Below are 26,566 nucleotides of genomic sequence, written 5' to 3'. Positions count from 1 at the left end.
TCTGGCAGCAGTTGGCCTGGCAACAGTTTCCCGAAAAGGCCTCCTCTAGTTTGTTCACCGCTGTTTCCAGGGCTGCCACGTTGATTTTCTTCACCTTGTCATAGTTCATCGAGGAAAGGTCGATGGAAATCTTCGTCTTTGTGGCAAGGGTTTCCAGTCCCGACTGGATGTCCGTCAGGTCCTTCTTCCATACAATCTCGTTCTGACTTGCCATTATGGCCCTCCTCCCGAATCATCCGAACAGTTACAGTTGCCGCCACTGCAGTTGCAGTCACATTGCCCTCTTGTCTGGCAGGTGCAGTTTCTCGAACTGCACTGGCTGATGCTCTGGCAGGTTTGGCAGGAACTGGACTGGCATTTTGTGCTCTGGCATCCCTGGCAGGTCTGGCAGCCCTGGCAAGTCTGGCAATACACGCAGTTCCCACAATTATCCACGTTAACCGCGTAGGTATTAAGCTGTTCCAGGGCCGTCTGCAGTTCCGTCACATGGAGGGCCTTTACCTTGAGTTCACTGGCATCCCCAAGGGCTGCTGTGTCAGTAAAATTCGTCTTATTGATGGTTCCGTTCTTGGCCATGGTTCTTCTCCAATAGCTTCTGCCCATACTGCTGGATGGCCATGAGGACCGGGGTAAAGACGGCCCGTTTGAACTTGCAGTAAGATTCCTTCCGGGCCTTGTCCCCCACCAGCTTGCAGCCTCCCTGGCAAAAGGCGAGGGCCGTGCAGGATAAGCACTCTTTTCTGTGTTCACGAGTATGATCTCCCGCAAGGATCCGCTGCAAATACGAAAAGTAACCATCACGGATGGTGCCAACCTTCCGGGATGTATTATGGCAAGGGTAGAGATTTCCCTGGAGGTCCAGATTCAGCACCGTGAGACCATTCCCGCAGGCAGCAGTATACCGATTCCACTTTCCTTTTCCTGTCAGGTAGAATTCCTTCAAAGCATGGAATAACTGGTGGATGTAAGCTTCTTCTGTGTACCTTTCTACAGGAACCCTTTTCCCGAAGCCATCCAGGAACCGGAGGGTCATTTCCTTCATCTCCCGCGCTACCCGTCCGTAGTCGATAGCCAGCAGGTCCTTCTTGGGAAGGCCGGTATCCATGATTTCATCCAAGTTCACCGCAATTTGGTAGCCATGGATGGCGCTGTACTCTTCCGAAATCTGCTGGAAAGCCTGGAGGACTTCCCAGGGATAGGCTTTGGCGGAAAGAACCGCAGAAAGACAGAGATGTTCCAGGGCCAGGATCCGTTCCCGGATTTCCGGCACGGAAAACACATCGTACCCTCTTGTTTCCTTCACATGAGGCCCGTCCCAGGAAACACAGACCGTGAAATTCCGGGCATTAAAAAAACGGACCATTTTGTCCGTCAGTGCCCGTCCATTGGTGATGATCCCAAAGGTCATAGGGAGTTTTCGCTGTTTCACCGCAGCCACCACTTCCTGGATGGTCCCAAAGTACAAAAGAGGCTCCCCACCATAAAACTGCAGATGGAGTGGCCTTGTATTTTCATTGATTACTTCTTCCAGAAAGTCGTAAATTTCTGGATTGACTTCCCGGGTCAGGGCTTTATGCACCAAAGGATGCTGCAGACAGTAGGCACAATTCATGTTGCAGGAATTCCCCAACATGAGGAATACCGTATTGATGTTCCGTCTTACGTACTTCATCTTCCACTCCTTACTATGATCTTCACCAGCCGCACGTTTTCTGCGGTATCGTCCTTCACGATCTGTCCCACCGCCTGGGTAAGATTTTCTCCCGGAAGGGCCATCCGGCCTACCCCAGGCATTTCGGAAGGGATCACCCAGCCGCCCTTCTTGGCTTTCCCGTACATCCGGACCGGAACACGGCCGGCCAGAGCTACGGGGATATACGTGGGGAGGTTCACCTTCAGGATGTCATCCCCCGGGGAAAGGGTCCGGCCCCCGATGATGGAAGCGAAATCTTCCGTATGGACCCCCACCACGCATTGGCTGCTGGCAGTGGCTTTGATATATTGCTCTTTGCCAGAAGTTTCGTCCAGGGCAATGATGTCTCCCCGCTGAGTATCCCCGCCCCGGGGAAAGAATTCAGCGTAGTCGTTATAGACCGCGTTGTAGACTTTCGCGGCGGTAAGCGTACCGGTCAAGGTCACATTCCCATTGGCGTCCGTTGCCACAAACCGGCTGTCGTTGGTCAGTTGGCTGGTTTTATCCGGAATGGTGGGGCGGTCCAGCAAATCCTTATAACTTCCACTTTTGGCCACGGCTGCCAGGGAACCCGCCTCCCCGTTGAGTTCCGCCTTGGTGGCATAGGTCTCAGCAATGTTATTTCCCTTCCCATCAGCCAGAGCGGCCTGGGCGGTAGCCGCAGCATCCAGCTTTTTCCCGATGGCTGCCATGATGGTGGTGGCAAAGTTGGGATCATTCCCCAAGGCATCAGCCAATTCTTTCAGGGTATCCAGGGAAGCATCTGAGCCATTAATCAGTTCTGCTATTTTCTGCTTCACATAGGCTACATTAGCGATCTGAGTGCATTGGGCATTGTTTGCGGGAGTCGGGGCTACAGGCGTTCCCGTAAGGGCAGGACTGTTCACGTCCGCTTTCGCTTTCAGGTCAATCTGCATCTGGGCCAGTTTCTCAGCAGCACTTTCAGCACTTTGCCTTGCCCGGGTAGCCTGGGTGGTGGCTCCTTCCTGAGACGTCTTAGCCGCAGCAGCACTGCTGGCAGAGGCTTTGGCACTGGTGTCTGCAGCCTTGGCGCTGGCTGTGGCTTCCGTTGCTTTTTGGGAAGAAATCGTAGCCCATGTTTTGGCCGACTTGGTCCCGGAAATGCCATCCGGTTCTCCATCACTCTCTGCCCAGGCCTGGGCTGTTTCGGACCATGTCTTGGAAGACCTTGCCCCGGAAACCCCGTCCGGCTCCGAAGTACTTTCCGCCCATTGTCTAGCTGTATCTGCCCAGACTTTAGAAGAACGGGTGCCTTCCCCAGCTGGAGCGCTGTCGCTTTCTGCCCAGGCTTCCGCCATATTCTGGCTGTTTAAGGCATTCACCGCATATTCCCCGGCCTTTTCCTTGTATTCCCTGGCCTGATCTGCGGCATATCCGTCCACTACATCCCCCATTTCCACTTCACTGTTGTTTTGGACGGTCAGTGTCACTTCTACATTGGCCCCATCAGACATTGTGGGCCACCCCCTTAATGATGAAAGATTTGGTAAAGAAGCAGGTGAGGATCCGTTCTGTCTCGCTGTTCATAATGGCCAGGTCATAAATGTATGCCCCAGGTTCCAGAGAATCCAACGCTCCCTTGGGCACCACCACGTCTACGAAGTTATTATCCGGGTTGTAGAAATTATCCGAATAGACCACCTCGGAAGAGTTGGTGGTCTTCTTAATGGCAAAGACCACTTTGTCCGCGTTGGTCAGCTTGTAATTGCTAAACCGGAAGCGAATGGAAAAGGTATCGTATTGGGACACCTGGATATTCTTGTTTTCGTCAATGACCAGCATCTTAGCCTCCTCCCGAATCGTCGCTGCAGTCACAGTTGCAATTGCAGTTGCACTGGGAATTTTCTTTCCAGTATTCTTCCGTATGAGACCGGTTTACCAGTTCCTGGAGGATGCGCCGGAGGGTGTAGGTTCCTGCCGGAATTCCCCGGTGTTTCCGGATATGGTAAGCAGACTTGATGGACAGCAGTCTCGGTACCGATGTGGGGCCTGTCTCCACATCCCAGGAATTCAAGCCCATCACCCGTGCGTCCTTGTCTGCCTGAGTGCTGGATGTGACGGCAATTTCCACCTGGTCGATGAGCCGGTCATCGGTCAGGGTCCCCATCCCGTTATAGGTGACCCGGACCGTTTTCCCCGCATCCGCTGCCGAGAACTTCAGAGTCCCAGTGTTCCAGCCCTCGATACCATGTTCCGTGGTAAGGTAGTCCGGCCAGTACTGTCCCTGTGCCGGTTCTTCCGATACTTCCGTAAGGAGTGCCCCGTTCTGGAACTTCACCTGCAAGGTGGTGGGAGAGGTCTTCTGGGGCACTTCCGCCAGACGGATGGTATAGGGACTGTTGCTGGGGATCACGTGTCTTTCGTCGAAGATTTTCTTGATGTCAAAGGTATTTTCAAAGGGATTGAATCGATAATCATGGATGGCCATCAACTTCCTCCTTTCCATTGTTTCAGGGCTGAAGACTGGGACTGCTCGATATCCTTGGACCGCCGTTCGATCTCTGATAGGTACCGGTCCACGGAAAAAAGAGGTTCTCCCAGCTCCATCTCGGTCTTGATGCCCTTTTCCCCGGATAGAGTGTATTTGATCTTCTTGATGGGATAGGTATCCGCAATCCCGTCAAGACGCCTTATCTCCGCCAGTCCGTCCGTGGACATGTGGCGGACGTTGAAGGTCCCGTCCGGGTAAGGGTACTCCAGCCTCACCCCGCTGATCTTGGCGGACTTCACTGGAGCCTTGTACTGGCTGATCTGGTTTTCGCCCCACCTTTTGGCATCGGCGGCATCGTAGGCTTCCGGCAGGTTCCAGACGGCCTGGTGGACCCCGTAGCTGTTCTGGCTTTCCTTATCTTCCACAATGCACAGCCACTGTTCGCCCTGATCGTCCACGCTGCCTCCCTTGATCCGGGCCCAGTTCACCAGTTTGGACACATCCCAGGAGGGTGTATAGGACGATATATGTTTTCCCACCGTGAGACGCGCCTGCTCGTTGACGGAGGTTTCCCGTCTCCTAAAATACAGGCAGCGGTATTCATCCACCCCGTACACGTAGTCCACGGCGAAATCTGCCAGGGTGTTCAGGGCTTCTTTCACCGTCACCCCGTCAAAGACCAGTTTCGTAGGGCTGTACCCCACGCTCTGAATCTTGCTGTCGTTGTAGACCACCTGGAGGGTCTGGCGTTCCACCTGCCGGGCGATGTCCCGGACAATGTCTCCCACATCCGTGTTCTCGTAAGTCTTCCAGAGCATCACATTCTCCAGCCGGTTGTAGAAACCGTAGCCCTTATACACGAACTTGGTATCCGTAGTCCCTTCAATGGGCCGGCTGATGATGTACCCGCTGTACCAGGGTTTCCGGTCTCCATACAGGTGGATGTCGATCCGTTGCATGTAGTCCAGCTGTGTGTTGGAAGGCTGCCGGTAAAAGGTCAGCTGGCACTGGCCACAGCCGGTGCTGGTGATTTCAAAGGTCACTTCGTTCAGGGCATTGGCCTCGCTGCCTCCCCCAAAAATGGCCGTCCGGGTCCCGTCCTTTTTGTAGGCATAGACCACGAACTGGCCGGGATAGTACTCATGGACCTTGCCCCGGTCGCTGTTCCCTTCACCAGCCCCGGTAGGCCCGGCAAAGATCCACCGGCCGAACAGGCCCCGTCCAAAGATGAAATTTGTCATACAAACCACCTGTTGGTATAGGTAATTTCCACTGTGCCTGCTCCTCCTGTATAGAGGAAGAGATTGGCTCCCGGTTTAGCGTGGAGAAAAGTGCCCGTAAAGGCATTGATGCTGTTGTCCTTGTCCCGCCACACCGTTCCTTCCCGGCCGTTGACGATGGAGGTTTTGGGAGCCACCAGGAGGGCATCCGTCAGGGTGAACTTCTCTTTGGCCTCCTGGTGCCAAACCGTAAGATTCGTCATCCGGTCCAGGGGGATAAAGCGGAAGGTAAGAGGCGTATCCACGCTCCCCAGGTTGTGGAGGACCATTTCCGCCTGCACCGTAGCCTGGGGAAAAGTGAACACCACCCGGGACTCCTGGGCTTCATACCGGAAGGGGTCGGCCAGGAGAAGGGACACGGTGATGTCGCTCCGTCTCTGCTTGAACCCGTTCTCGAACTTGTGCTTGATTTTCGACAGGCAGGCCACGTGGTAAACCCGGTCCGGACGGCCTGCCATCAGGGAATAGTCTGTCTGGCCAAAGAAAGTGTAGGCTTCGTTCAGTACCTCGTCATGGTCCTCTTCCGTAGCCCCCTCCATGGAAAACTCCACCTGGAGAGTCCGCCCGTCAATTTTCCCATCCCCCACCGCATCACTGCCATGGGCAAAGGCCCGGGACTGGAGCTTGCTCCGGAAGGTGTAGCTGCCGCTGTCCGTCAGGCTCCAGTGGACCGGCAGCTTGTATTCCACCCCGTCTTTGGTGATGGTGAGCCCCTGCTCCCCTTCTTTTCGTTCCGGAAATTTCATGTTATGCACCTCTCAGTCCCGCCAGTACAGCGTCGGTAAACCCGTCCATCAGATCATCCAGATCCGCGGCGTTGTTGATGTCCCCATAGTTGTTGAAGGTGGTGGCCACTTCCCGGTTATCATTGGCTTCAGACGAATTCACGATTCCTTCGGCAATGCTGTCGAACACCGCCCGGTTCAGGGGCAGGGCCACTTCGTCCCCGGCATCCCCCAGTACACCCACCAAAGGTCTTGTGAAATACCCGCCTTTGGCATAGTGGGGTGTCTTTCCAGCTCCCTGTGCCGCTCCTGCAGCCGTATTGGTTGCTGCAGCCGCCATGCCGATCCCCACCGCTGCAGATGTCCCACCAGCCAATAGACCCGTAGCCACCGGCCCGGCAGAGGGGTCGATGACCAGTTTCAGCCAGGCCGCGGGTGCCAGAGCCCCGGCTGCTGCTGTTCCCTGGGCCACCGTCTTGGCTGCACTGGCCGCATTGAGTTTATCCCCAAATAGAGCCGTCACCAGCATCCCGGAAAGCATCTGGGAGAAATAGCTGGCGATGGTTTTCAGCATGGCCTTTCCCAGATCCAGGAAGGCATCCTTGGCGTTCTTGGCTCCGGTCAGGATATCCGTAAAGGCAGTCTCCAGACCGCTTAATGTGGTGGATGCCATGTCCGCAATGAGTTCCAGGGTTCCCATATGGGCATTCATATAGGCTTCCTGGTAGGTATCCATGAGAGACTTTTCCGCATCGATGTTGCTTTGCCGGAGGGCCATTTCTGCTGTGAGAGTCTCCTGCAGCAGAGCCAGGGAGTTCTGGTTATAGGCTTCATCCAGAGCCGCCTGGATGTCTTTCCCCTGGGCAAAGTAGGCATTCCGTTCTTCCATGTAGCTTTTGTAGGCCGCCGCTTTTTCCAGGTTAGCCTGTTTGTCAAAGGCGATCTCGTTGGCACTGGTCTGTTCATAGGCGATGCCCTTTTCCTTCAGGGCATTTAAAAACACAGCCTTCTCTGCACTGGTGAGACTAATGAAGTCCTGGGACAGTTTGGCGTACTTGTCATCGATGGAAGCCACCGCCTTTTCCATGTCGGACTGCATCTTCATGACTTCCTGCTCCTGCTTGGAACCATACAAGGTGAGTTTCGCCGTCACCGCATCAAAGGACAGGTCCCGTGCCTTGTTCATCAGTTCCCGGGCTTTGGCCTGTTCTTCAGAAAGGGCATCCAGACGTTTCTGGGCATAGAGTTCCGCCAGACGGGTCTTATCCCGTTCGTAGTTCTCATTGGCGGATTTGGATTTCTCCAGTTCATCCGTTTCTTCCTTGTACCACCGGTCCACCAGGGCACTCTTGGTCTGGAAGGTCCGGAACCATTCTTCTTCGATGCTCTTGCTGGTCTGGGCAGCGGCATTGGCCAGCTGGTCCGCTCCACCGGAGCTTCCGCCCCGTCCGCCACCGCCGCCACCGGAACCGCCTCCGCCACCTCCTCCAGAAGGAGCCGGAATGTCCGTACCCCCGCCCCGGAGGTTGCTGAAGTCCGGCAGCTTGAATTCCCGTTTGGCAGGAGCACTGCCGCCACTGCCACCACCGCCTCCACCGTTTTCCCCGCCCATGGATCCCAGGGCATTGTTGGTTTCCAGGATCTTCTGGATCAGGCTAGAGAGCCAGCTGATGGCTTCGCTGACAAAATTGGCAATGGTAGATAGACCGCTGGAAGCCCAGGAGGGAAGGATGCTGCCTGCCATATCCGACAGGATGCTTCCCACTTCATCGATGCAGGCCCCGATGCCTTCCACCAGATAGGTGAAGGCATTTAAAATCCAAGTGACGCATTCACTAAGGACGCTGATGAAATTCAGCACCCCATTGACCACACCGCCGATCACCTGCAGAGCCGCATAGAAGGCAGCCCCCATCACCGCCGCCACCAGGGTGAACACAGGTTCCAGAGCTTGGAGATTGGCGATGATTGCCTGGGCCGCCGCACTCATCATGGTCCGGACGGCATCCACAGCCCTTGTAACCGTTTCCATCTTGATGCCCATGGTTCCCAGCACATCTTCCACGGTCATCCCGCTTTTTACGATGGCATAGAGGGCCGTAGCAACAGCAGCCGCCACCGCAATGAAAGGAGCCGCTGCCGTAACTGCCGCAATGAAGGGGGCAGCCATCAGGGTCACTTTGGTCACGAAAAGGCTGATGGCCGGAATGGCAAGGCCGGTCAAGGTGGAAACAATCAAAATAATGCCGGCCTGGAATTCCGGAGGGATGGCCGTAAGCAAGGCTTCTGTTAATCCAGAGGATTGAACCGTTGCGGCAAAGTTGGTCAGTATATCCCCCAGGGACTGGAAGAGCCCCGTCAGATTCAGAGCTTCTGCAATCTGGAGTCCTACCTGGGCCGCGGACTGTTCCAGCCCGTCCATGAGGGTGGACCAGGTGCCGCTGATGGTCTGGCTTTGCTGGTCCATCATGCCGCCGAAACTCTGCTCCATGCCGCTGACCAGCGCTGTGATCCCGGTTGCCGCGTCAATGGCCCCTTTGGACACCATGCTCATGGCTTCCGGCACGGAAACCCCGATCTGGTCTGCCAGCATTTTCCAGGCCGGGATCCCGGTTTCCGTCAGCTGCATCATTTCACCGGCCTGGACCTTGGATTTGGCGGCCATTTGCCCCAGAGCCAGGGTGATCCGGTTGATGCCTTCCGCCCCCAGGCCTACGCCGGCAGCTGCATCCCCAACTGCCGTAAGGGTCGGTATAACCTGCTCTGCAGAGAACCCAAAAGCAATGAACTTCTGGGCTGCCTGAGACACCTGGCTGAACTCGAAGGGGGTCTTGGCTGCAAAGTCCTGCATCTTGGCCAGGAAATCCTGGGCTTTTTCCGCGCTCCCCAGCATATTGGTGAAGGCGGTCTTTGTACTCTGGAGACTGGCCCCTGCTTTCACAGAAGCCACTCCCAGGGCGGCCAGCCCGGCCCCGATGCCGCCCAGAACGGCCAGAGACTTTTTAGAGAGATCCAGGGCGTCACTCCCAAAGGCGGTCTTGATCTGACGTTTGGTTGCATTGAGTTCTTTCCGGAGATCGGAGGTATCCGCCCCGATCTTGACCAGAAGGTCAGCGATGGTTGCCATGTCCGTCAGCTCCTTTCCGTCTGAATTCCTCGAAGAAGGCATCCCGCTCTGCTGCGATTTCGCTGCCTGTTTTCTTAGGCAGGAAGGGTTTCATGAGTTTCTCTGTCCGTACAGGCTTTCTCGTATGGACGCTCATCAGGCAGGCCACCCAATAGGCGGTCTCCCACTTTTTCCTTTGTTCAGCTATGGTCCGGCACTCAGCCATTCTGTCCAGTTCCATGGGAGTCAGGGCATAGAATTGGGCAGGCAGAAGATGCAAGAGACCATAGGCCACATCTTCCGCCCACCCCAGCCACTCGTTAAAAGACGGGACTTCTTCCTGTCCCTCTGTCAGTTTTTTGGCTTCGTTTTCCCCTTCGCCTGTTCTTTATCTGGTTCCTCTTCCGGGAAGATGGCATAGTACACTTCTTTCCCCAGGATGCCGGAACCGGCGATGGCCTTCACCACCGGCTGGACGAATTCGTCCATCTCGTGGCCTTCATCGATCAGCTCCTGCATCTTATTGGCGTACCACTGGGGATTCTTGATTCCGTGCTGCCGGAGGCCGATGGACAGAAGCGCTGTCAGAATCCCCAGGTTCAGTTCCTGATTCCGGATAATGTCCCCAGCGCTCTTGCCGGTAATGTTTTCCACCTGGATCAGCCGGCCGATGTCGAAATACAGATACTGGCCAGGGCCGAAGACTTCAAAATCGATTTTCTTCATCTTATTCTTTTCCTCCTATTTGCCGGTGGTCACAGCCGTTCCATCCGCACTCTTCAGTTCACTGAGGGGCCCGTCCCCGGAAATGGTCCCGGAGAGGGTGGCCACGTCATCATGAGGGGTGGACAGGCTGCATTCCGTCACGGAACCCCAACCGGTCACATAGCTCTTGTCTGGATATTCGAATTTGATGTGGACCTGCTTCCCGGCCAGGAAAGAGGCTTCCAGGAACCGGGCTCCCTTGTCTCCTGCCAGGTACACACTTTCCAGATCCAGGGACCAGTTCCGGAGACCCGGGATAGTGGATTTCCACCCGCTGGACGTTTTGCTGCTGGCGTCGATTTCGTCCGCCTGCCGGGTCAGGTCCCCGCTCCGCTGGCCTCCTAACAACAGCCAGGTGGGATTGGTGTCGGATTCTCCTGCATTTAAATAGATCAGATAGTCCTTGCCGGCAGTGGCCGTGTTGGAGGCTTCACTCCGGCTGGGAAACGTTGTCGTTGCCATATTATTCCTCCTTATGGATGTTCTGGATGAGGACTTCCAGGGTGATCACCCCGCTGTAGCCGGTCTCATCCTCCGGGTAGGTTTCATAGAAATCCACTCCCTGGGCGCTTACGTAGAACTCGTCTCCCGTAAGGTCCAACTGCTCCATTCCGAATAGGTTGATGAGCTTCTCCGCCAGGGAGTTGATTTCATACCGGCCCTTATAGTTGCTGTAAATGTGGATATGAGCCGAAAGGTGGGTCATGTCATCGGTCTTGGTGGACTTGTCCTGGACCGTCATGGTCCCCAGGGTAATGAACGGCAGCACCGCTTCCTGGGGCACATAGTCATAGACGGCCAGTCCCGTATGGTTCCTGAGAAAGGCCACCAAGGCCTTATGCACTGCGTTATTGGGTAATCTCTTCATGGCTCCTGTACCGCTTTCTTCACATCACGGAGCAGCTGGGGTTCCACATAGTCGTAGGAAGGCTTGAAGAAGGGCTTCCCTGCCTGGGCCGGAATCCGGGACCGTTTCGTAAACACAGGGCCTCCCTTAAAGAACCGGAGGGCCTTTTTCTTCTTGGGCCTTACCGTATGGGCCCTACTGCCGAATTCCACCAGATGGGCATAGGGCTGGTTGCTGAACACCTGCCCTTCCAGCTTCACGGTGGAAAACCGCTGCCTGATGGATTTTTTCAGCTTCCCCGACCGGACCGGGACCCGCTGCCGGGCCTCCCGGTATACCGCATTGGTTCCTCTTTTGAGGGCCGCTTCCACCCGGAGACGGGTCTTTCCATCCCAGGCGGAAATCTGCCGGATGGCTTTGCTCAGTTCCCCTTCCGGGACTTTTACCGTAAAAACAGCCATGGCTACACCCCCTGTTCATACCGATGGACGATCAGGGTGGTGCTGTCCCGGTAGGTGTTGTCCACAGTCTCGATTTCGTACAGTTCTCCAGCGAGCCTCAGTCTCCATCCCCGTTTCAAATCCTTTCGGGGCCTGATCTTCAGCCGCAGCTGTTCCCGATTCATGGGAGTCCCCTGGGCTTCCTGCTCGGCATAGTTAGTCTGGATCACCTGGGCCCAGATCCGCTCCACCTCTTCATAGTCTGTATGGAAGCCTCCGTAGCCGTCTTCTGTGGGCTTGGGCTGAAGGAGTGTGATCCGTTTGTCCATCTTCCCGATTTTCATTAGAACGCATCCCTCCGTTCCCCAAACAAAAGAGAGCGCAGGGTGAGGAGCAGATTGTGGTAATCTGCATCCTCCCTGTGCTCGTAGAGATAGGATACCGCGAAAAGGACGGCCATTTTAAAAGCCGCCTTTTCTTCCGGGTCTTCCTTTCGGATGGTATCCAGACAGAGCCTTTCAGCGGAAGCAATGAGACGGGCAATAATGTCGTCCTCCTCGTTTCCGTCTACCCGAAGGTAGGCTTTTGCTTCCTCAAGTGTTACGAGTCCCGTCATTGCCAATCCCATCACCTCCCTGCAAATTCATCAGCCGGCCTGGATTTCCAGAACTTTCACGGTTTCCGGCAGGATCAGACGGCCATCCACCCGTTCGCTGGCCAGGAACCCGATCTGCCCGTTGGCTGCATAGAGCTCGCTGAGCCGTTTGAACTTCCGGCCCTGCCGGTCGGCGATCCAGTAATAGGAATAGTCCCCCAGGGCAATGACCTTGTTCCCGGCTGCCAGTTCCGGTACAAAGCTGGACGTGCGGTAAGGCAGGCTGAGAATCCGGTCCGGCTGGCCCACCTGGACGGAAGGCTGCCAGATGTAGTTCCCATTGTTGTCTTTCAGTTTCCGGATAGCCTTCACCGTGGAATCGTTCAGGATCCAGGAAGCATTTCTCCGATAAGGAGTCCGAAGGCTGTGGTACAGGTCCATCATGTCATCAAAAGTAATGGCCGTTTTCGCTGCCGTTACTCCCACTTCAGCACCCTGGAACACCCCCAGAGGCTTATGCTTCCCATCGCCCACCAGGAAGGCTTCTTCTTCCTTGGTCCCGATGCGCCGGGCAAATTCCTGGGTAATGTAGCTTTCCAGGTCAAAGACACTGTCGTTCATCAGTTCTTCGGAAACCCGGATGGCGGTCCCCAGTTTGTGAGCCCCCAGGTTCACCTGGCTGAAGGTGTCGTCGCTTTCCGGGTAGGCACTGCCTTCTTCCATCCAGGCCGCTTCCCCATGGCTGGCTACAACAGGGATCGTGTGATCCCCGGAAGACGTGCGGATGGTATGGGCCAGACTGCGGAAAAAGTTCTCTTCCTGGAGAGCCGCCACAAGGGTCCGTTCGTATTCATCCGGGACCAGGTACCCGCCTTCCGGATCGGAGCCAATGGTCAGGGTATCCTTCACTTCCTGGATGTTCCCCTTGCCCCGGAAGGCCTGCCAGAAGGCTTTGCCATAGGCATCACTGGCCCGGCCTTTCTTTTCGTCCGGTTTCATCAGCCCAGCCCCCGGGTTTCCCTTCAGTGCCGTATCGATGGTTTGATTCATTTCATCATCGATGTTCCGCTGGCGTTCCAGCCGTTCGATTTCTTTGCCCAGGGCCACCACTTTTTCTTCCATCCGGTCATAGACAGCGCTGTCTTCTGCAGAGACCATGCCGTCCTTATCCCGGTGGGACTCCAGGAAGGCTTTAGCCATTTCCCAGGTGTTGGCTCTTTCTTCTCTCAGTTTCAGGATCTGATTCATGGATATTCCTCCTTAATGCACAAGAAGGCCCAGCCGCTTCATGAGTTTGTCCGCGGGGACCTTGTTGGATACAAGTTCGTTAGTTTTTTGATTGATGGACAGCTTTGTCAGCAGAGAATTGGTGACTGCCGCCCGGCTGAACAGCATGGCATCTACGTCCAGATTTTTCTCTGGACCTTCATCGGTATAGAGGATGGAGTCGGCAAAGCCTAGTTCCACGGCCTTCTTGGCGTTGAACCAGGACTCTGCATCCATCAGCCTGGAAATCTTGTTCCGGGACAAGCCTGTCTTGATTTCATAGGCGTTCACGATACTTTCTTTTACTTCGGCCAGCATGTCGATGGCCTTCTGCATTTCCTTACTGTCCCCAATGGCTACGGTAATGGGGTTGTGGATCATCATCATGGCTACAGGGGACATTTCCACCTGGCTCCCAGCCATGGCAATGACGCTGGCTGCAGAGGCTGCCAGCCCATCGATCTTTACGGTCACCTGTCCCGGATAGTCCATCAGCATGTTGTAGATCTGGGCCGCCGCAAACACATCGCCCCCCGGGGAATTGATCCAGAGGGTAATGTCCCCGCTGCCGGTCATCAATTCATCTTTAAAGAGTCTCGGGGTCACTTCATCCCCGAACCAGGTTTCATCGGAGATTTCTCCGGAAAGGTACAGGGTGCGGGTTTCGTCGCCTTCGTTTTTCACCCAGTTCCAAAATTTACGTTTCATGGGTTTCCTCCTTGCTGCCGGTTCCTGCAAACAGCCCGGCATCCTTTAGTTTCGTCATGTTCCCGTTAATCAGGTACAGGTCTCCGCCTTCTTCTTCCGGGATCCGGTTCATGTTCTCCAGCTCCCGGATATCGTTGGCGGACAGCCACCCGTTCTGCCGTCCTACGGCATAGCCGTTCATCCGGCTTTCGTAGTCGCCCCGGAGCAGACCATCCACGTTGAAGTGGATTTCATACCGGGTCCGTTCTTCCGGGGTCAGGAGGGATTGACTCATAGCCTGTTCCCATCGGGACACCCAGGGCCCCAGGGTATATTTCACAAATTCCAGGGACTGCTGCTCGATGTTGGAAAAGGTGGATTTTTCCAGGTCTCCGATCATATGAGGGGGCACCCGGAAGATCCGGGCAATCTCATCGATCTGGAACTTCCGGGTTTCCAGGAACTGGGCCTGATCCGGGGAAATTCCGATGGGAGAGTACTTCATCCCTTCTTCCAGAACGGCTACTTTGCCGGCGTTGGAACTTCCCCCGAACTGGGACTGCCAGGCTTCCCGGACCCGCTGGGGATCCTTGATGGTCCCCGGATGTTCCAGGACCCCGCTGGGAGACGCTCCGTTGGCGAAGAACTTGGCCCCGAACTCCTCACAGGCAATGGCCATGCCGATGGCGTTCTTGGCCATGGCAATGGGAGAATAGCCCACCAAGCCGTCAAACCCAAGGCCGGGAATGTGCATCACGTTCTCCTTCCGGAGCCGGACGGTGCCGTATTCTTTGATTTTCGGATTTTCATCGGTGGCTTTGGTATAGAGGTAGTAGATTTCCCCATTCCCGTCCCGGCACACTTCCATCCGGTCCGGCATCAGGGGATACAAGGCTACCACCTGCCCTCTCCCGTTCCGGATGATCTGGGCAAAGGCATTCCCCCACAGCAGAAGGTGGGTCATAAGGGTTTCCCGGAAGACGAAGCTGGTCATCTCCGGATTCGGGGCATCATGAAGAAGCCCGGCCAGGGGATGATTGAAATCCCGCATCTTCCCATTTCCCTCCCTGTTGTACCGAAAGAGATGGAGGGGCAAGCCGGCAATGGATTCCGATAGGACCCTTACGCAGGCGTATACCGCCGTCATCTGCATGGCAGACCGCTCGTTCACCGCCTTACCGGAAGAAGAACCTCCGAAAAAGAACCAGTGCCCTCCTCCCAGAAGACTGTTTTTGGGCTTGTCCCTGGATTTGAAGAGTTTGGAGAGAAAATTCATAAAACTGCTCCTTTCACATAGGTTTCCAATCCATCTGTTTTCTTAAATCTATTGGAATTTTTATTATTTTTCTTGACATAATGAGATATAACTCATATTATGGTATCAGGAGGTACAAATGGAATTTGAAGTGATTTTCTACGAAACGGAAAACGGTCAAAAACCTGTTGAAGATTTTTTGTTAAGCCTCAACACAAAAATGCGAACCAAAATGGTTCAAATGATGGAAATTCTTGAAGATAAAGGATTTGCACTTCGAGAGCCCTATACTAAGCCATTGGGAGATGGTATTTTTGAGTTGAGATGTAAGCTAGCGAGCGATATTTCCCGTGCCTTATTTTTCTTCTATATTGGCCAAAAAATCATTGTCACCAATGGCTTTATAAAAAAGACAATGAAAACACCACAGAAGGAAATCCGTCTGGCACAAGAACGTCGAGCCGATTACATCAGACGAATGGAGGAGGCAAAATGAAAACTTTAAAAGAATTCAAAGCGGAACAAATGAAAGATCCTGATTTCGCTTCCGCTTATATGGAACTTGAACCCGAGATGAATATCATCCGTGCTATTGTGGACGCAAGAATTAATCAACACCTTACCCAGAAGGAATTAGCTGCAAAAGCTGGGATTGCACAAACAGAAATCAGCCGAATCGAAAATGGAACCCGCAATCCATCCCTAAAAATCCTGCAACGTTTAGCAGAAGGAATGGGAATGGTTTTAAAAATATCCTTTGAGCCCAAAAAGAAATTAAGTGTATAAAATCTCCCCTGCCCAATTTTGAGCAGGGTCTTTTTTTATACAAACAGCAACCCCCTGGAGTCATAAACACTCTCATGGGCATTGTTTCCGCACCGGATGGCCCGGTCCAGGCCCATGATGGTGGCAATGGCCCCGTCTATTTTTTCCGTGGACTTTTCCTTGTCTGCCTTGATGTTGCCAGCAGGATCTCTCCGGATGTAGATGTTATCCATCATCCATCGAAGGACTGGATGCCCTCCATGAGCAATGCGCTGCTCCAGCGTGAGCTTCATAAGCTCCTTGGTGGGAGGGCTCATGTCCTTGAATCCCTGTCCGAAGGGGACCACCGTAAAGCCCATTCCTTCCAGGTTCTGGACCATCTGTACGGCACCCCATCGGTCAAAGGCGATTTCCTGGATATTGAACCGTTCACCCAGTTTCTCGATGAACTTTTCAATATACCCGTAGTGGATGACATTTCCTTCTGTGGTCTGGATGAATCCCTGTTTGGCCCAGATGTCGTACATCACATGGTCCCGCTTTACCCTAAGGGGCAGGGTTTCTTCCGGCAGCCAGAAGTAGGGCAGGATGCAGTACTTGTCCTGGTCGTCCAAAGGAGGGAACACCAGCACAAAGGCGGTAATGTCCGTGGTGCTGGAAAGGTCCAGGCCGCCATAGCAGATCCGGCCTTCCAGATCTTCCTCCCGCACCGGAAAAGCACAGGCATCCCACTTGTCCATAGGCATCCACCGAACAGACTGCTTCACCCATTGGTTCAGCCGCAGCTGACGGAACACATTCTCTTCGCTGGGTGTCTCTTTGGCGGATTCACAGGCGGCCTTCACTTTGTCGATTCCCACGGTGATCCCCAGGGAAGGATTGGCTTTCTTCCACACCTTCGGGTCGGTCCAGTCATCCTGTTCCGCAGCCCCGTAAATCACCGGGTAGAAGGTGGGATCATGCTTCCGCCCTTCCAGGATATCCATGGCCTTTTGGTGGACTTCGTAGCAGATGCTGTGGGTATCCGTCCCTGCTGTGGTAATGAGGAAGTACAGAGGCTGCATCCGGGCATCCCCGGAACCTTTAGTCATCACGTCGAATAGTTCCCGGTTGGGCTGGGTGTGGAGCTCATCAAACACCACCCCATGGATGTTGAACCCGTGCTTGGAGTAAGCTTCTGCAGACAAAACCTGGTAGAAGCTGTTGGTGGGACGAAACACCATCCGCTTCTGGGAAGACAGGATCTTGACCCGCTTGCTGAGAGCCGGGCACATCCGGACCATATCGGCCGCTACTTCAAAAACGATGGAGGCCTGCTGCCGGTCTGCGGCACAGCCATAGACTTCGGCCCCTTCTTCCCCGTCCCCGCAACAGAGCAGGAGTGCCACAGCTGCGGCCAGCTCACTGTTATGGGTCGGTATAAAAGACCGCCCTGCAAGGTAGCAATGGCTCCGGCTGTCCACCTGGATGCACTGCATGGGGACTTTTTCCTTCATCGGCTCGATGCTCTCCAGATAATGGAAAAGGGAGCGTGTCTTTTTCACACGTTCCCTCTTCCGGCTGCTTTTTCTTTTCAGTTGTGATGTCGGTTGGTCAGAAAATGAAGTGAACCGGATGACATAGAGCGTTTCCCCGGTGGGTTTGCCATACCGCAGGGAAGGCCCTTCCGTCATGGCGTTCTTGATGCCAAGACTCCAGAGCAGTTCCCGCACATCAAGGGCAAGCTGCCTGATCGTGCTGGTATAGGTACTCTGTGCTTTTTTGTCCCCGATGCTCCCGTCAGAATCCACAAGGCCCTGGAGAAGTCGCCAGCGCTGTGCCTCGGATGCCCGAAGATATTCCGGACGGATCCTTTTATCCCGGAAGGTCGGTACGAGGATGTCCCGCAATTCATCAAAATACACCACATCGCTCCCGCCGCACTTCTGTGGATAGCGGTTATGCGTTTCATAAGGAATATGGGACAGGACTTCTTCCACGTCCTCTGTCCGGATGGTGATGCAGGGTTCGTTGGCACATCCATTCCCCAGCCAGTATCCGTAAAGGTACGGATCAAGGGGGAACTGTGCGGGAAGCGTCTGCAGAGGGCTGGCAACGGGGATTCGGATTAAGGACCGACGCGCTTCGGGGGTTCCTGTAAAACGTTCTCTGTATGCCCTGACCTTTTTATAGATCTCTCCTGTGGTCCATTCCTTTTTCTTCCGTTTCCCGTGAATGTATTCCACATCCCACAAATGGCGCTTTCCGGCCACAATGGAGGAACCGTCCCGGAAGGTCAGGCGATAGGCCTGTTCCGTGTCATCCACCGCGCTTTTGGCCACGATATGGCAAGGGGTTCCCGTTTCATCAAATACCCGGTCTCCCACCGTAAGTTCTCCCATGGTCTTCCAGCCATCAGGAGTCGGGATCGGCGTATCAAGGGCCAGCTGCTTTCCCTGCTTCTTGGGGATCTCGATATAAGCCGTGTTAAACTGCCGATAGCCATTGGGCTTTACCGTCCCGAACAGATCTCGGATAATCTGTTCCTGCCAGTCAATCAGTTCGAAAGGATGGCCGGCCCAGGTCCCCTTGGTGTGGCACAGGCTCTCGATGAAGGCTACGGCGTAATCTGCCAGTTCCTTGTTATAGGTGGACGTTTTGGCTTTGAATTTGGTGGGCTTGTACTTTTTAAGTTTCCGCATGGGGCCTCCCTCCTTTCATAGAAAATACCCATAAGAAAAGGAGCCTGCAGGCTCCTTGTTTATCCCCGTTTCTCAAAGGCTGAAGAGGAAGGCGGGGACTTTTTCGTATTCGCCGGTCTGGAAATCCCGTTTGGATCCGTGGACTTCGGTCATGCCTTTCAGGGTGCATCCCATCTGGGTGAAGGCCCAGGAAACCTGGATGGCGCTGGACCAGGTGGAGGAGAAGGTGAATTCGGCCACCCCAAATTCCCGGAAGATCCTGATCACTTCTTCCGGCTTCCGGTAAATTCCGGAAAGGTCAATCCGGCTGTTCCCCTGCTGTTTCATTTCGCTGTAAAGCCGCATCATGTCTCCGAAGGCTTCCCCTTCCACCCGAACTTCCTGGAGAAGATCCTGGTGGGAATCCTGGCAGGCGTCCATGGCCTTGGTATCTCCGGCTTTTTCTGCTGCATCAAACTTTCTTTCCAGTTCCTCGTGCCGTTCGTAGAATCTTTCCAGCATTTCCATCTTTGTCATTTTGTTTTCCTCCTTGTGATTGTGTACCTTTGCCTTTTGGCATGTACATATATCACTCTAAAGACAGAGAATAGCAAGTAAGTATACAAGGAGAGAAACAGGGCCTTGCGGCCCCATTCCCTGTCTGTGGCTATCTCCTTCAGGCGGCATTTCTCCAGGCGGAATTCCCGGCCAGGTGTTTCAGCATGTGCAGCCGGCAGGTCTTGAATTCGTCTCCGATGAGCCCCAGCCGGAGCATCCAGCACCGGAAGGCGTATTTTTCGTTGTCCGTTTCCGTCTTTCTGGAGGAGGCTTTCTTCTGGGTCAGGGCCTGATGGGCCACCGCCAGGCAAAACTGGATGTATGCCTTGATCTCCCCGGCGTGGAGGGTGCCGTTGAAAAGCCGGAATTCCACCGTCCCTTTGGTAAAGGTGGCGTGGAGGTTGAGGCCGTGGTACCGGCTGCTGTTGTAATGGTTTTCTCTGCCAAAGGGTGCCTGGAGGTACCACACATCGGCGAAGGCTTCCATGGTCTTGGGCTGTTTTTTATTCAGTTCATTCAGGAATTCTGCATCCGTTTTCCGGCAGTATCTGCCTTCCCGGATCGGGTCGATCTGGAGGGCATGGTAGATCATGTCTTCCTTGCTGGCCATCAGGTTCACCAGGTTCCGCAGGGTTTTCGGGGTGAACTTCTCGGCACCCACATGGATGTGGATCCCGCAGGAAGTGTTCACCATGGCCCCTGCTTTTCTCAGGGTCCGTACCATTTCCTGCAGCTTCGGAATGTCGTCGTAGGAAAGGATGGGGCTCACCACTTCCGTGCGGTATTCCGTAGAGGCGCTTTCAATCCGGCCGCCCACTTTTCTCTGGGCATGGATGCTGGAATCGCTCATGACCTTCCAGGTCCGGCCCAGGTCGTCGGTGGCGGTCCAGGTGTCGTAGACTCCGCCCTGGTGGGTTCCCCAGCCTGTTCCGAAGAAACCGGCCATCAGGTTGGCAGCCTTTTCTCTCGTAATCCCCGTCATTTCCATTTCAATTCCGAAGTGCAGTGTTTTCATAATTCTCGTCATCCTTTCGCTAAGGTTGTGTGTTCTTTGGCATGTGTATATATCACTCTAAACGCACATAATAGCAAGGGATTTTGAGAATAATTATTAACTATTTTGCTTCTTTATTCAGTTTCTGTACTTTATCCACCCCATGGATCACATTCAGGTGGGATCCGTTGTCCCAATCCACCAGAAGGGACCCCATATCGTCCACACCGGTCACCGTTCCTTCCGTCCCCAAAGGCGGCGCCTGGGAATCATCCATCCGGATCAGCCGGACCCGGGTGCCGGCAGGGTACTCCCGTTTCAGGAATTCCAGCATCTCTTTATTGAGAAATCTCATGGCATTTCACCCCATCCCGATAAGCTGCCGATCCCCTGAGGTTTTCCAGCAGGATCTTCCGGCATTCCTTGTATTCCTGTCCGATGAACCCCAGCCGCAGGAGGAAGCATCGGAAGGTGTATTTCTCATTGAGCACTTCGTGCTCTTTGGCGATGATCCGTTTGGATTTCTTGGCCATTTGGCAAAGGGCTGTCACCAGTTTGGCATAGGCCTGGGCTCTGGCGCTGTCAGTTCCATGGAACCATGGGAAAGAAATCTTCCCGTCAGAGCGTTGGATGGTCAGGTCATCGGTCCCCAGGGCCTTTTTGAAAAGGCTAGCTTTGGAAGCCACCAGGTTCTGAAGTTTGGTAAACTCCTCTTCCGTCAGATCGTCCGGCAGGGAAATGGTCAGGGTATCGGCCCCCTCCGTTTCCGGTTCTTCTGCTGGTTCCAAATCATCCTGAGCCGATTCTGTTTCCGGGGTTTCTTCCGGTTCCTCCACCGGTTCCGTGGTCTCCGGAGTCGTTTCCTCTAAAAAATCCACCGGTTCTGCAGGCTGGATTCCCAGGTTCACCAGTTCCTTCACCACCTTTTGGAGAAGGTCGGCGTCTTCACATTCCACGGTTCCGAATTCCTCCACCCGAATGCTGCCGATCTGGTAGGCCCGGGTGGGAAGAAACAGGTATTTCGCCTTTGTGCAGGTAATGTCGCTGATGGCCTGCACCAGTTCTTTTCTCGCTGCACCTTGTCTGTAGTATTCAACCTTCATTTTTAGTACCTCCTTAGGGTATTTTGGTACTGTTATTAATCACTCCAAAGGCGAATAATAGCAAGCAAAATGTGGCCCTTTTTGTACTTATTTTTCCGCACCTGCCACTTCCTGGTAGGTGCACTTTTTCCCGTCCCGAATCACATACACACTTTCTTTCTCCGTTTCATGGGAAGCCAGGTACCGCTTCACCGCTACATCCACGAACTTGGGTTCCAGCTCCACCCCATAACAGATCCGGCCCAGCTGGTCGCAGGCCATCAGGGTGGAAGCAGACCCCAGGAACCCGTCCAGCACCACCCCGTTGATCTGGCTGCTCAGCTTGATCAGATAGGCCAGCATGGGCACGGGCTTGCTGGAGGGGTGGCCGAAGCCGTCCTCCTTGCTGTTCTTGATCCCGTCAAACTCAAAGACCGCTTTCTGTTTCTGGTCCCCGTACCAGTTGTGCTTCCCGTCTTTCCGCCACCCGAAGATGATGGGCTCCATGTTGAACTTCCAATCGGTACGCATAAAGGGAGCTTTGGGCTTCTTCCAGATGAGCCCTGCCCCGACCTTAAAGCCTGCATCTTCGAAGGCATCGTAGAACACCCGGGCCTTCATGGTGGCATAGAACACATAGATGGAAGCATCCGCCGCCATGGTTTCATGGAAGCAGGTGAATGCCTTCTTCAGGAACTCGTACCCTTCCTGGTCGTTCAGGTCATCGTTCTTGATCTTCCCGGAGGTGCTCCGAAGGTTGACCAGGTACGGGGGATCCGTCAGCACCAGGTTGGGTTTCACCCCGTCCATGAGCTGAGCATAGGTTTCTGGCTTGGTGGAATCCCCGCACAGGACCCGGTGCTTTCCCAGCTGCCAGAGGTCTCCGTCTTTGGAAAACACCGGCTTCTGGAGTTCTTCTTCCACGTTGAAGTCGTCTTCTTTGGCTTCTGTTTCTTCATCGAAGATATGGGCGATTTCGTCATCGCTAAAGCCGGTGAGACTCACATCAAAGTCCGCTCCCTGGAGGGATTCAATTTCCACCCGCAGCATTTCTTCGTCCCATCCGGCATCCAGGGCCATCCGGTTGTCGGCCAGGATGTAGGCTTTCTTCTGGGCTTCGGTAAGGTAGTCCACCAGGACGCAGGGCACTTCTTTAATCCCTTCTTCCCGGGCTGCCATCACCCGGCCATGGCCGGCGATAATGTTCTTGTCCTTATCGATGATCACCGGGTTGATGAACCCGAATTCCCGGAGGCTGGCCCGGAGCTTGTTGATCTGTTCCGGGGAATGGGTCCGGGCATTATTTACATAGGGGATCAGCTCATCAATGGGGATGAGCTTCATCTCTTTGGTTGTTTTTTCCATACTTTCCTCCCTGTCATACCTTCCGCGACCGCAGCAGCCGCTCCATCACGTCATCCTGGGGCGTGTTGCCGGCAAACTCCACGGAGCAGTTTTCCTTCACCACCTGGTAGATCTGATACCAGATCTGGTTCACCTGCTTCATGTAGTTCTGGCCCATGGTCACGTATGGAGAAGCAATGGCCGCATTGGTGGTGGGGTGCTTGGCCAGGAACCCGTATTCCGAAATGGCGTGTTCGCACTGGATCCACCGGGAGACGGCCATGGCGTACTGGCTGATGAGCTGAGGGCTCACCAGCTTTTCGCAGTGCCGGGCCTTGAGCCACAGCCAGGTTTCCCGATAAATTTCTTCGGCTTCCAGCTTCCCGCCGTTCCGCTGCTTTTCCTTCATGTAGGCTTTGGGTTCCGGCATATCTTCTCCGTTAAGGTCCGCCCCTTCCGGCAGGTCCATCACTTTGAGAGGCCGTTTCCCCGGATTGTCCGGCAGTTTATCCAGCAGGGCCCTGGGTTTCCGCCCCTGGCCGACTCTGAGTCCGCCCCGCATGGTTCCGTCTTTGGCTATTTTTCACACCCCCCTTATTTCCATGGGTCAATACCTTGTTTGAATACGCGTTTTTTGCGCGCGTGACCCCTCGCCCGTTCTGGCTTTCCGGGCTTCCAGAGATTCATACGCCCCCTGGGTATATCACTTTGTTTCAGATTTATCATTCTGATAGTCCACTTTTTCTTGTGACTTTTTGGTGCCATCGATCTCCTCTTTGGGCATGAATCCTTGCGTGACAGGCTTTGCATAGGGCAATCAGGTTGTTCCAGGCATGGGTGCCGCCTTCCGCCAGCGGTTTCTTATGGTGAACTTCTTCCGCCACCACATACCGGTCATGCTTCAGACACAGTTCGCAAAGAGGATGGCTGGCTACGTAAGCATCTCGGATCTTCTTCCAGGTCCGGCCGTACCGTTTTTTACTCACAGGACTGCGTTCATACTTTTCGTACCGCTTGGCGATGATCTTCTGATGCTTCTCACAGTACCGACCGTCCGTCAGGTTCGGGCAGCCTGGATAAGAACAGGGGCGTTTCGGTTTTCTGGGCAACGCTGCCACCTCCCTTCGGGCATGAAAAAAGCCTTGTAGGATTCTTATATCCCGCAAGGCTTCTCTTTATTCCCTTTTCTGGTGATTCTATCATACCACGAAGGGGCTGTTGAATTCTAGTGCATTGTTACTGCATTTTACTGCACTCCTCCAAAATTTTTTCAACGGCTGCCACCCCATCACTGTGGACGGCATAAACCCACCGGATTCCTTTGCCCATGCTCCGGGCAATATCCTCCCAGGCATCGAAGTGGATGTACCGGTCCCGGAGGACCAGCCGCTGGGCTTCGTCTTCCACCCGGTCGATGACCTGGCCGATCTCATACTTCAGGTCCACCAGCCGGTCCACTTCCTGGTTGATCTCCTGCTCCCGCTCCCAGATCTTCTCGATGGTCCGGACGAAGGGAGCTTCCGTGGGCCGGTTGGGGTTGTGGCTTTCTTCCAGGCCGGCTGCGGAGATCCCCAGGCACAGGTGCCGGAGCTCAGCCACCTCCCGCAGGTTGCTCTCTATTTTCTTATCCAGGTAGAATCCCTGTTGCAAGTACTCTTTCGCGTTCATGCTTTTCCCTCCAAATCCGCTTTGACGGCTTCAATCAGAGCCGCCTGGGAACTGTCCTTCTTCTCCAGGGACTTCAGGATCCGTTCATCGATGGTGCCTTTCGTCACGATGTGCTGGACGATGATGGTCCTGCTTGTTTGCCCCTGCCGCCACAGCCTGGCCACCGTCTGCTGGTAGAGTTCCAAACTCCAGGTGAGCCCGAACCAGATCAGGATGGACCCGCCCTGCTGCAGGTTGAGGCCGTGACCGGCAGAAGCCGGATGGATCAGGGCCACCGGGATCTTCCCGGCATTCCAGTCGGCAAAGTCCTTGCTCTCCTTCAGCTCCCTGGCTTCCATCCTCTGACAGATTCGTTCCCGGTCGTGCCGGAACCAGTAGGCCACCAGCACCGGCCGTCCATTGGCGCTTTCCACCAGATCCTCTAGGGCATCCAGTTTCCGGTCATGGAGATGGATGGTCTGCCCTTCATCGGTGTAGATGGCTCCGTTGGCCATCTGGGTCAGCTTCAGCGTAAGGGAAGCCGCATTGGCTGCCGTCACTTCTCCATCCGGCAATTCCAGCACCAGGGACTTTTTGAAGTCATTATACCGCTTCCGCTCCGAGTCCGAAAGATTGACCTCGGTTTTCACACGCACCAAATCCGGCATCTGCAAATAGTCTGTGGCCTTCATGGACACGGTAATGTCCGAAATCTTCTTGTAGATGGCGTCCTCTGCTCCCGGCAGGGGCTTGTAGGAAAACACCACCATCCCGTTCTGTTTGTCCGGCTGGAAGTAGGCATTCCGGTACTGGCTGATGTATCTCCCCAGCCGCTCTCCCATGTCCAGGAGCCGGAATTCCGCCCACAGGTCCATAAGACCATTGCCGCTGGGTGTCCCGGTAAGGCCCACGATCCGTTTCACCTTGGGCCGCAGGGCCTTCATGGCTTTGAACCGCTGGGCCTGCTGGTTCTTGAAAGAGGACAGTTCATCCAGGACCACCATGTCAAAATCCAGCCGGCAGTTCTTACAAAGCCACACCAGGTTTTCCCGGTTCACGATGTAAAGGTCCGCTGGCTTCTGGAGGGCCCGCCTCCGTTCCGTCACGGACCCCACGACCACGCTGCAGGTCAGGTCCTTCAGGTGGTCCCACTTCCGGATTTCTTCCGGCCATGTATCTCTCGCTACTCTGAGGGGTCCAACGATCAAAACCCGGTGGACTTCAAAGGAGTCATACATCAAATCCCGAATAGCCGTCAAGGTCGTCACCGTCTTGCCGAACCTAAGCCCATATCCAGCAGGAGAGCCGTCACCGGGTGGGTCTTGATGTACTCGATGGCATAGGTCTGGTATGCATGGGGTATGAACTTCATTGGGCATCACCTCCTTCCGCAATGGTCTCCAGCAGCCCGGGGATATCTTCTGTGGCATCCAGGACGAACACCTGGAACCCCAGCTCCCGAAGTTTTTCGTGCCGTTTCACCTGCAGCATCCGTGGTTTCTTCCCCGGTGCTTTCACTTCCACAAAGGCCAGCTTCCCACCAGGGAGAAGAACCAGCCGATCTGGCATACCAGCATATCCAGGGGAAACGAACTTCACAGCCAGTCCGCCTTTCTTCCTCGTTTCCGTCACCAGCTTTTGCTCTATCTGCTTTTCATTCTTCATGATTCACCTCCGGTATTGGGTCAACAAGATTAAATGCGGCGTAGGCGGCGGAGAGAAAGTTTCTGATGGGCTTCCCCTTATAGGTCCAGATGCACTTACCGCGGCACTTCACGCCGAGATGTTTCGGATTGCGGCGGCTGCGTCCAATGAGAATCTGCTCTCCGTGATAAGTGAGACGCCAGCCATGCGAGGTCTGCTCCCATTTGCGTCCTGGAAAACTGCGTTTCCGTTTGGAACGGTTCCGCATAAGCCGTTCCCGTTCCCTGGCGGCAAGGATATCCCCTTCCATGACTCCGGCGCAGATGCAGCCAACGGCTACATCCTCAAAGTAGTCAGGATGCCTCATCACATGCACAAACCGTACCTTCCTGCAGCCGCAGAGCTCACAGGTGTGAAGCGGCGCCTCCATGTCATCTTCTCGTACATCATAAACTTCCTGGCAATGCCATCCTGAGAGCGGTGCTCCCCATTCGCGTAATATTTTCTGGCTGCGGGCAAAATAACTTTTGTCCTTTCTGCCATCAGCCATTTTTTCCTCTGATTCATCACCCATAGTGTTAAAACCCCCGTATTTTCTGGCTTTCCGGGTTTTGTCCATTTTGTCTGTTTTGTCCCTAAATAAATATTTTTATATTTTTTAGTAGAATAATATATAGAGTAAGTAAGTAAGTACTTTTTACTTTTTTATAGTTTTCGGACAAAAAGGACAAAGCCGGAAACCCGCATGGTGCCTGCTCTGA

The 26,566-nt window shown here is 54.4% G+C and carries 32 protein-coding genes and 1 pseudogene; 2 read left to right on the top strand and 31 right to left on the bottom strand.

Annotated elements, in window-relative coordinates; translation table 11 throughout:
* The 19 genes from ACTUHY_RS02480 to ACTUHY_RS02390 all read right to left on the bottom strand — a co-directional run.
* A partial coding sequence (locus ACTUHY_RS02480) for a hypothetical protein (RefSeq protein ID WP_442826461.1) occupies positions 1–214 on the bottom strand: 214 nt, incomplete at its 3' end.
* Positions 214–576, bottom strand: a complete 363-nt coding sequence (locus ACTUHY_RS02475; protein WP_337510821.1) for a hypothetical protein — start codon at positions 574–576, stop codon at positions 214–216. The genes ACTUHY_RS02480 and ACTUHY_RS02475, both read right to left, overlap by 1 nt.
* A complete protein-coding gene (locus tag ACTUHY_RS02470) occupies positions 551–1,672 on the bottom strand; it encodes a radical SAM protein (protein ID WP_442826460.1) in 1,122 nt (373 codons plus the stop codon). Before ACTUHY_RS02470 ends, ACTUHY_RS02475 begins: the two co-directional genes overlap by 26 nt.
* Complete coding sequence (locus tag ACTUHY_RS02465) at positions 1,669–3,168, bottom strand: hypothetical protein (protein WP_442826459.1); 1,500 nt, start codon at positions 3,166–3,168, stop codon at positions 1,669–1,671. Before ACTUHY_RS02465 ends, ACTUHY_RS02470 begins: the two co-directional genes overlap by 4 nt.
* Entirely contained in the window at positions 3,161–3,496 is a 336-nt protein-coding gene (locus ACTUHY_RS02460; protein WP_288274183.1) for a hypothetical protein, read from the bottom strand. The genes ACTUHY_RS02465 and ACTUHY_RS02460 overlap by 8 nt, the downstream gene beginning before the upstream one ends.
* Position 3,497: 1 nt before the next feature.
* Entirely contained in the window at positions 3,498–4,142 is a 645-nt protein-coding gene (locus ACTUHY_RS02455; protein ID WP_442826458.1) for a hypothetical protein, read from the bottom strand.
* A complete protein-coding gene (locus ACTUHY_RS02450; RefSeq protein ID WP_320597226.1) occupies positions 4,142–5,386 on the bottom strand; it encodes an XkdQ/YqbQ family protein in 1,245 nt (414 codons plus the stop codon). Before ACTUHY_RS02450 ends, ACTUHY_RS02455 begins: the two co-directional genes overlap by 1 nt.
* Positions 5,383–6,171: a phage distal tail protein gene (locus tag ACTUHY_RS02445; protein ID WP_441094939.1), complete on the bottom strand. Its 789-nt coding sequence runs from the start codon at positions 6,169–6,171 to the stop codon at positions 5,383–5,385. The genes ACTUHY_RS02450 and ACTUHY_RS02445 overlap by 4 nt, the downstream gene beginning before the upstream one ends.
* 1 nt (position 6,172) lies before the next feature.
* Positions 6,173–9,277, bottom strand: a complete 3,105-nt coding sequence (locus ACTUHY_RS02440) for a tape measure protein (RefSeq protein ID WP_442826457.1) — start codon at positions 9,275–9,277, stop codon at positions 6,173–6,175.
* The gene (locus ACTUHY_RS02435) at positions 9,261–9,536 is read right to left on the bottom strand and encodes a hypothetical protein (RefSeq protein WP_442826456.1); all 276 of its coding nucleotides are present in this window, start codon (positions 9,534–9,536) and stop codon (positions 9,261–9,263) included. The genes ACTUHY_RS02440 and ACTUHY_RS02435 overlap by 17 nt, the downstream gene beginning before the upstream one ends.
* A gap of 71 nt (positions 9,537–9,607) precedes the next feature.
* Positions 9,608–9,982 carry a hypothetical protein gene (locus ACTUHY_RS02430; protein WP_288274195.1) on the bottom strand — a complete coding sequence of 125 codons (375 nt, stop codon included), beginning with the start codon at positions 9,980–9,982 and terminating at the stop codon, positions 9,608–9,610.
* Between the two features lie 15 nt (positions 9,983–9,997).
* Positions 9,998–10,483, bottom strand: coding sequence for a phage tail tube protein (locus ACTUHY_RS02425; protein WP_320597170.1), 486 nt, complete (start codon positions 10,481–10,483; stop codon positions 9,998–10,000).
* A gap of 1 nt (position 10,484) precedes the next feature.
* Positions 10,485–10,889, bottom strand: a complete 405-nt coding sequence (locus ACTUHY_RS02420) for a DUF3168 domain-containing protein (RefSeq protein WP_320597171.1) — start codon at positions 10,887–10,889, stop codon at positions 10,485–10,487.
* Entirely contained in the window at positions 10,886–11,329 is a 444-nt protein-coding gene (locus tag ACTUHY_RS02415) for an HK97-gp10 family putative phage morphogenesis protein (RefSeq protein WP_320597172.1), read from the bottom strand. Before ACTUHY_RS02415 ends, ACTUHY_RS02420 begins: the two co-directional genes overlap by 4 nt.
* A 2-nt stretch (positions 11,330–11,331) precedes the next feature.
* Positions 11,332–11,652, bottom strand: coding sequence for a phage head closure protein (locus ACTUHY_RS02410; protein ID WP_278815706.1), 321 nt, complete (start codon positions 11,650–11,652; stop codon positions 11,332–11,334).
* A complete protein-coding gene (locus tag ACTUHY_RS02405; protein ID WP_320597173.1) occupies positions 11,652–11,924 on the bottom strand; it encodes a head-tail connector protein in 273 nt (90 codons plus the stop codon). The genes ACTUHY_RS02410 and ACTUHY_RS02405 overlap by 1 nt, the downstream gene beginning before the upstream one ends.
* A gap of 30 nt (positions 11,925–11,954) precedes the next feature.
* The gene (locus tag ACTUHY_RS02400) at positions 11,955–13,151 is read right to left on the bottom strand and encodes a phage major capsid protein (RefSeq protein WP_288274191.1); all 1,197 of its coding nucleotides are present in this window, start codon (positions 13,149–13,151) and stop codon (positions 11,955–11,957) included.
* 12 nt (positions 13,152–13,163) lie between these two features.
* Positions 13,164–13,877, bottom strand: coding sequence for a head maturation protease, ClpP-related (locus tag ACTUHY_RS02395; RefSeq protein ID WP_288274192.1), 714 nt, complete (start codon positions 13,875–13,877; stop codon positions 13,164–13,166).
* Complete coding sequence (locus tag ACTUHY_RS02390) at positions 13,867–15,132, bottom strand: phage portal protein (RefSeq protein ID WP_320597174.1); 1,266 nt, start codon at positions 15,130–15,132, stop codon at positions 13,867–13,869. The genes ACTUHY_RS02395 and ACTUHY_RS02390 overlap by 11 nt, the downstream gene beginning before the upstream one ends.
* A gap of 118 nt (positions 15,133–15,250) precedes the next feature.
* Between ACTUHY_RS02390 and ACTUHY_RS02385 the strand changes: the two genes are divergently transcribed.
* On the top strand, positions 15,251–15,607 hold the full coding sequence (locus tag ACTUHY_RS02385) for a type II toxin-antitoxin system RelE/ParE family toxin (protein WP_320597175.1): 357 nt from the start codon (positions 15,251–15,253) through the stop codon (positions 15,605–15,607).
* Positions 15,604–15,897 (top strand): helix-turn-helix domain-containing protein, encoded by a 294-nt coding sequence (locus ACTUHY_RS02380; RefSeq protein WP_012938432.1) that lies wholly within the window; start codon positions 15,604–15,606, stop codon positions 15,895–15,897. The genes ACTUHY_RS02385 and ACTUHY_RS02380 overlap by 4 nt, the downstream gene beginning before the upstream one ends.
* 35 nt (positions 15,898–15,932) lie before the next feature.
* Here the strand turns inward: ACTUHY_RS02380 and ACTUHY_RS02375 are convergent, their stop codons facing one another.
* The 12 genes and pseudogenes from ACTUHY_RS02375 to ACTUHY_RS02320 form a co-directional block, all read right to left on the bottom strand.
* A complete protein-coding gene (locus tag ACTUHY_RS02375) occupies positions 15,933–18,557 on the bottom strand; it encodes a terminase large subunit (RefSeq protein ID WP_320597176.1) in 2,625 nt (874 codons plus the stop codon).
* 72 nt (positions 18,558–18,629) lie between these two features.
* Positions 18,630–19,073, bottom strand: a complete 444-nt coding sequence (locus ACTUHY_RS02370; RefSeq protein ID WP_320597177.1) for a DUF7698 family protein — start codon at positions 19,071–19,073, stop codon at positions 18,630–18,632.
* A 139-nt stretch (positions 19,074–19,212) separates the two neighbouring features.
* On the bottom strand, positions 19,213–20,109 hold the full coding sequence (locus tag ACTUHY_RS02365; RefSeq protein ID WP_320597178.1) for an amidoligase family protein: 897 nt from the start codon (positions 20,107–20,109) through the stop codon (positions 19,213–19,215).
* A 100-nt stretch (positions 20,110–20,209) separates the two neighbouring features.
* Positions 20,210–20,443: a DUF4314 domain-containing protein gene (locus ACTUHY_RS02360; RefSeq protein ID WP_441094265.1), complete on the bottom strand. Its 234-nt coding sequence runs from the start codon at positions 20,441–20,443 to the stop codon at positions 20,210–20,212.
* On the bottom strand, positions 20,427–21,191 hold the full coding sequence (locus ACTUHY_RS02355) for a virulence (protein WP_320597180.1): 765 nt from the start codon (positions 21,189–21,191) through the stop codon (positions 20,427–20,429). Before ACTUHY_RS02355 ends, ACTUHY_RS02360 begins: the two co-directional genes overlap by 17 nt.
* Before the next feature lie 87 nt (positions 21,192–21,278).
* Positions 21,279–22,535, bottom strand: a complete 1,257-nt coding sequence (locus ACTUHY_RS02350; RefSeq protein ID WP_329777265.1) for a site-specific DNA-methyltransferase — start codon at positions 22,533–22,535, stop codon at positions 21,279–21,281.
* Positions 22,536–22,548: 13 nt separating this feature from the next.
* Positions 22,549–23,076, bottom strand: coding sequence for a P27 family phage terminase small subunit (locus ACTUHY_RS02345; RefSeq protein WP_416182029.1), 528 nt, complete (start codon positions 23,074–23,076; stop codon positions 22,549–22,551).
* Between the two features lie 160 nt (positions 23,077–23,236).
* Positions 23,237–23,623: an HNH endonuclease gene (locus tag ACTUHY_RS02340; RefSeq protein ID WP_432643438.1), complete on the bottom strand. Its 387-nt coding sequence runs from the start codon at positions 23,621–23,623 to the stop codon at positions 23,237–23,239.
* A gap of 127 nt (positions 23,624–23,750) precedes the next feature.
* Complete coding sequence (locus tag ACTUHY_RS02335; RefSeq protein ID WP_441094267.1) at positions 23,751–24,182, bottom strand: hypothetical protein; 432 nt, start codon at positions 24,180–24,182, stop codon at positions 23,751–23,753.
* A pseudogene (locus ACTUHY_RS02330) lies at positions 24,179–25,533 on the bottom strand (SNF2-related protein). Before ACTUHY_RS02330 ends, ACTUHY_RS02335 begins: the two are co-directional and overlap by 4 nt.
* The gene (locus tag ACTUHY_RS02325; protein WP_441374086.1) at positions 25,530–25,826 is read right to left on the bottom strand and encodes a VRR-NUC domain-containing protein; all 297 of its coding nucleotides are present in this window, start codon (positions 25,824–25,826) and stop codon (positions 25,530–25,532) included. Before ACTUHY_RS02325 ends, ACTUHY_RS02330 begins: the two are co-directional and overlap by 4 nt.
* Positions 25,816–26,379, bottom strand: a complete 564-nt coding sequence (locus ACTUHY_RS02320; RefSeq protein WP_427774520.1) for a hypothetical protein — start codon at positions 26,377–26,379, stop codon at positions 25,816–25,818. The genes ACTUHY_RS02325 and ACTUHY_RS02320 overlap by 11 nt, the downstream gene beginning before the upstream one ends.
* Positions 26,380–26,566: the final 187 nt, after the last annotated feature.

The sequence above is a fragment of the Acidaminococcus nyctereutis genome (assembly GCF_052216985.1).
GTDB lineage: Bacteria > Bacillota > Negativicutes > Acidaminococcales > Acidaminococcaceae > Acidaminococcus > Acidaminococcus fermentans_A.
Note: the sequence above shows the minus strand (reverse complement) of the source record. Positions and strands in the feature narration are given on the sequence as shown.

Coding starts and splice junctions, on each gene's coding strand:
- ACTUHY_RS02475 (WP_337510821.1), bottom strand. CDS start 576: ATGGCCAAGAACGGAACCATCAATAAGACGAATTTTACTGACACAGCA.
- ACTUHY_RS02470 (WP_442826460.1), bottom strand. CDS start 1,672: ATGAAGTACGTAAGACGGAACATCAATACGGTATTCCTCATGTTGGGG.
- ACTUHY_RS02465 (WP_442826459.1), bottom strand. CDS start 3,168: ATGTCTGATGGGGCCAATGTAGAAGTGACACTGACCGTCCAAAACAAC.
- ACTUHY_RS02460 (WP_288274183.1), bottom strand. CDS start 3,496: ATGCTGGTCATTGACGAAAACAAGAATATCCAGGTGTCCCAATACGAT.
- ACTUHY_RS02455 (WP_442826458.1), bottom strand. CDS start 4,142: ATGGCCATCCATGATTATCGATTCAATCCCTTTGAAAATACCTTTGAC.
- ACTUHY_RS02450 (WP_320597226.1), bottom strand. CDS start 5,386: ATGACAAATTTCATCTTTGGACGGGGCCTGTTCGGCCGGTGGATCTTT.
- ACTUHY_RS02445 (WP_441094939.1), bottom strand. CDS start 6,171: ATGAAATTTCCGGAACGAAAAGAAGGGGAGCAGGGGCTCACCATCACC.
- ACTUHY_RS02440 (WP_442826457.1), bottom strand. CDS start 9,277: ATGGCAACCATCGCTGACCTTCTGGTCAAGATCGGGGCGGATACCTCC.
- ACTUHY_RS02430 (WP_288274195.1), bottom strand. CDS start 9,982: ATGAAGAAAATCGATTTTGAAGTCTTCGGCCCTGGCCAGTATCTGTAT.
- ACTUHY_RS02425 (WP_320597170.1), bottom strand. CDS start 10,483: ATGGCAACGACAACGTTTCCCAGCCGGAGTGAAGCCTCCAACACGGCC.
- ACTUHY_RS02420 (WP_320597171.1), bottom strand. CDS start 10,889: ATGAAGAGATTACCCAATAACGCAGTGCATAAGGCCTTGGTGGCCTTT.
- ACTUHY_RS02415 (WP_320597172.1), bottom strand. CDS start 11,329: ATGGCTGTTTTTACGGTAAAAGTCCCGGAAGGGGAACTGAGCAAAGCC.
- ACTUHY_RS02410 (WP_278815706.1), bottom strand. CDS start 11,652: ATGAAAATCGGGAAGATGGACAAACGGATCACACTCCTTCAGCCCAAG.
- ACTUHY_RS02405 (WP_320597173.1), bottom strand. CDS start 11,924: ATGACGGGACTCGTAACACTTGAGGAAGCAAAAGCCTACCTTCGGGTA.
- ACTUHY_RS02400 (WP_288274191.1), bottom strand. CDS start 13,151: ATGAATCAGATCCTGAAACTGAGAGAAGAAAGAGCCAACACCTGGGAA.
- ACTUHY_RS02395 (WP_288274192.1), bottom strand. CDS start 13,877: ATGAAACGTAAATTTTGGAACTGGGTGAAAAACGAAGGCGACGAAACC.
- ACTUHY_RS02390 (WP_320597174.1), bottom strand. CDS start 15,132: ATGAATTTTCTCTCCAAACTCTTCAAATCCAGGGACAAGCCCAAAAAC.
- ACTUHY_RS02385 (WP_320597175.1), top strand. CDS start 15,251: ATGGAATTTGAAGTGATTTTCTACGAAACGGAAAACGGTCAAAAACCT.
- ACTUHY_RS02380 (WP_012938432.1), top strand. CDS start 15,604: ATGAAAACTTTAAAAGAATTCAAAGCGGAACAAATGAAAGATCCTGAT.
- ACTUHY_RS02375 (WP_320597176.1), bottom strand. CDS start 18,557: ATGCGGAAACTTAAAAAGTACAAGCCCACCAAATTCAAAGCCAAAACG.
- ACTUHY_RS02370 (WP_320597177.1), bottom strand. CDS start 19,073: ATGACAAAGATGGAAATGCTGGAAAGATTCTACGAACGGCACGAGGAA.
- ACTUHY_RS02365 (WP_320597178.1), bottom strand. CDS start 20,109: ATGAAAACACTGCACTTCGGAATTGAAATGGAAATGACGGGGATTACG.
- ACTUHY_RS02360 (WP_441094265.1), bottom strand. CDS start 20,443: ATGAGATTTCTCAATAAAGAGATGCTGGAATTCCTGAAACGGGAGTAC.
- ACTUHY_RS02355 (WP_320597180.1), bottom strand. CDS start 21,191: ATGAAGGTTGAATACTACAGACAAGGTGCAGCGAGAAAAGAACTGGTG.
- ACTUHY_RS02350 (WP_329777265.1), bottom strand. CDS start 22,535: ATGGAAAAAACAACCAAAGAGATGAAGCTCATCCCCATTGATGAGCTG.
- ACTUHY_RS02345 (WP_416182029.1), bottom strand. CDS start 23,076: ATGCGGGGCGGACTCAGAGTCGGCCAGGGGCGGAAACCCAGGGCCCTG.
- ACTUHY_RS02335 (WP_441094267.1), bottom strand. CDS start 24,182: ATGAACGCGAAAGAGTACTTGCAACAGGGATTCTACCTGGATAAGAAA.
- ACTUHY_RS02325 (WP_441374086.1), bottom strand. CDS start 25,826: ATGAAGAATGAAAAGCAGATAGAGCAAAAGCTGGTGACGGAAACGAGG.
- ACTUHY_RS02320 (WP_427774520.1), bottom strand. CDS start 26,379: ATGGGTGATGAATCAGAGGAAAAAATGGCTGATGGCAGAAAGGACAAA.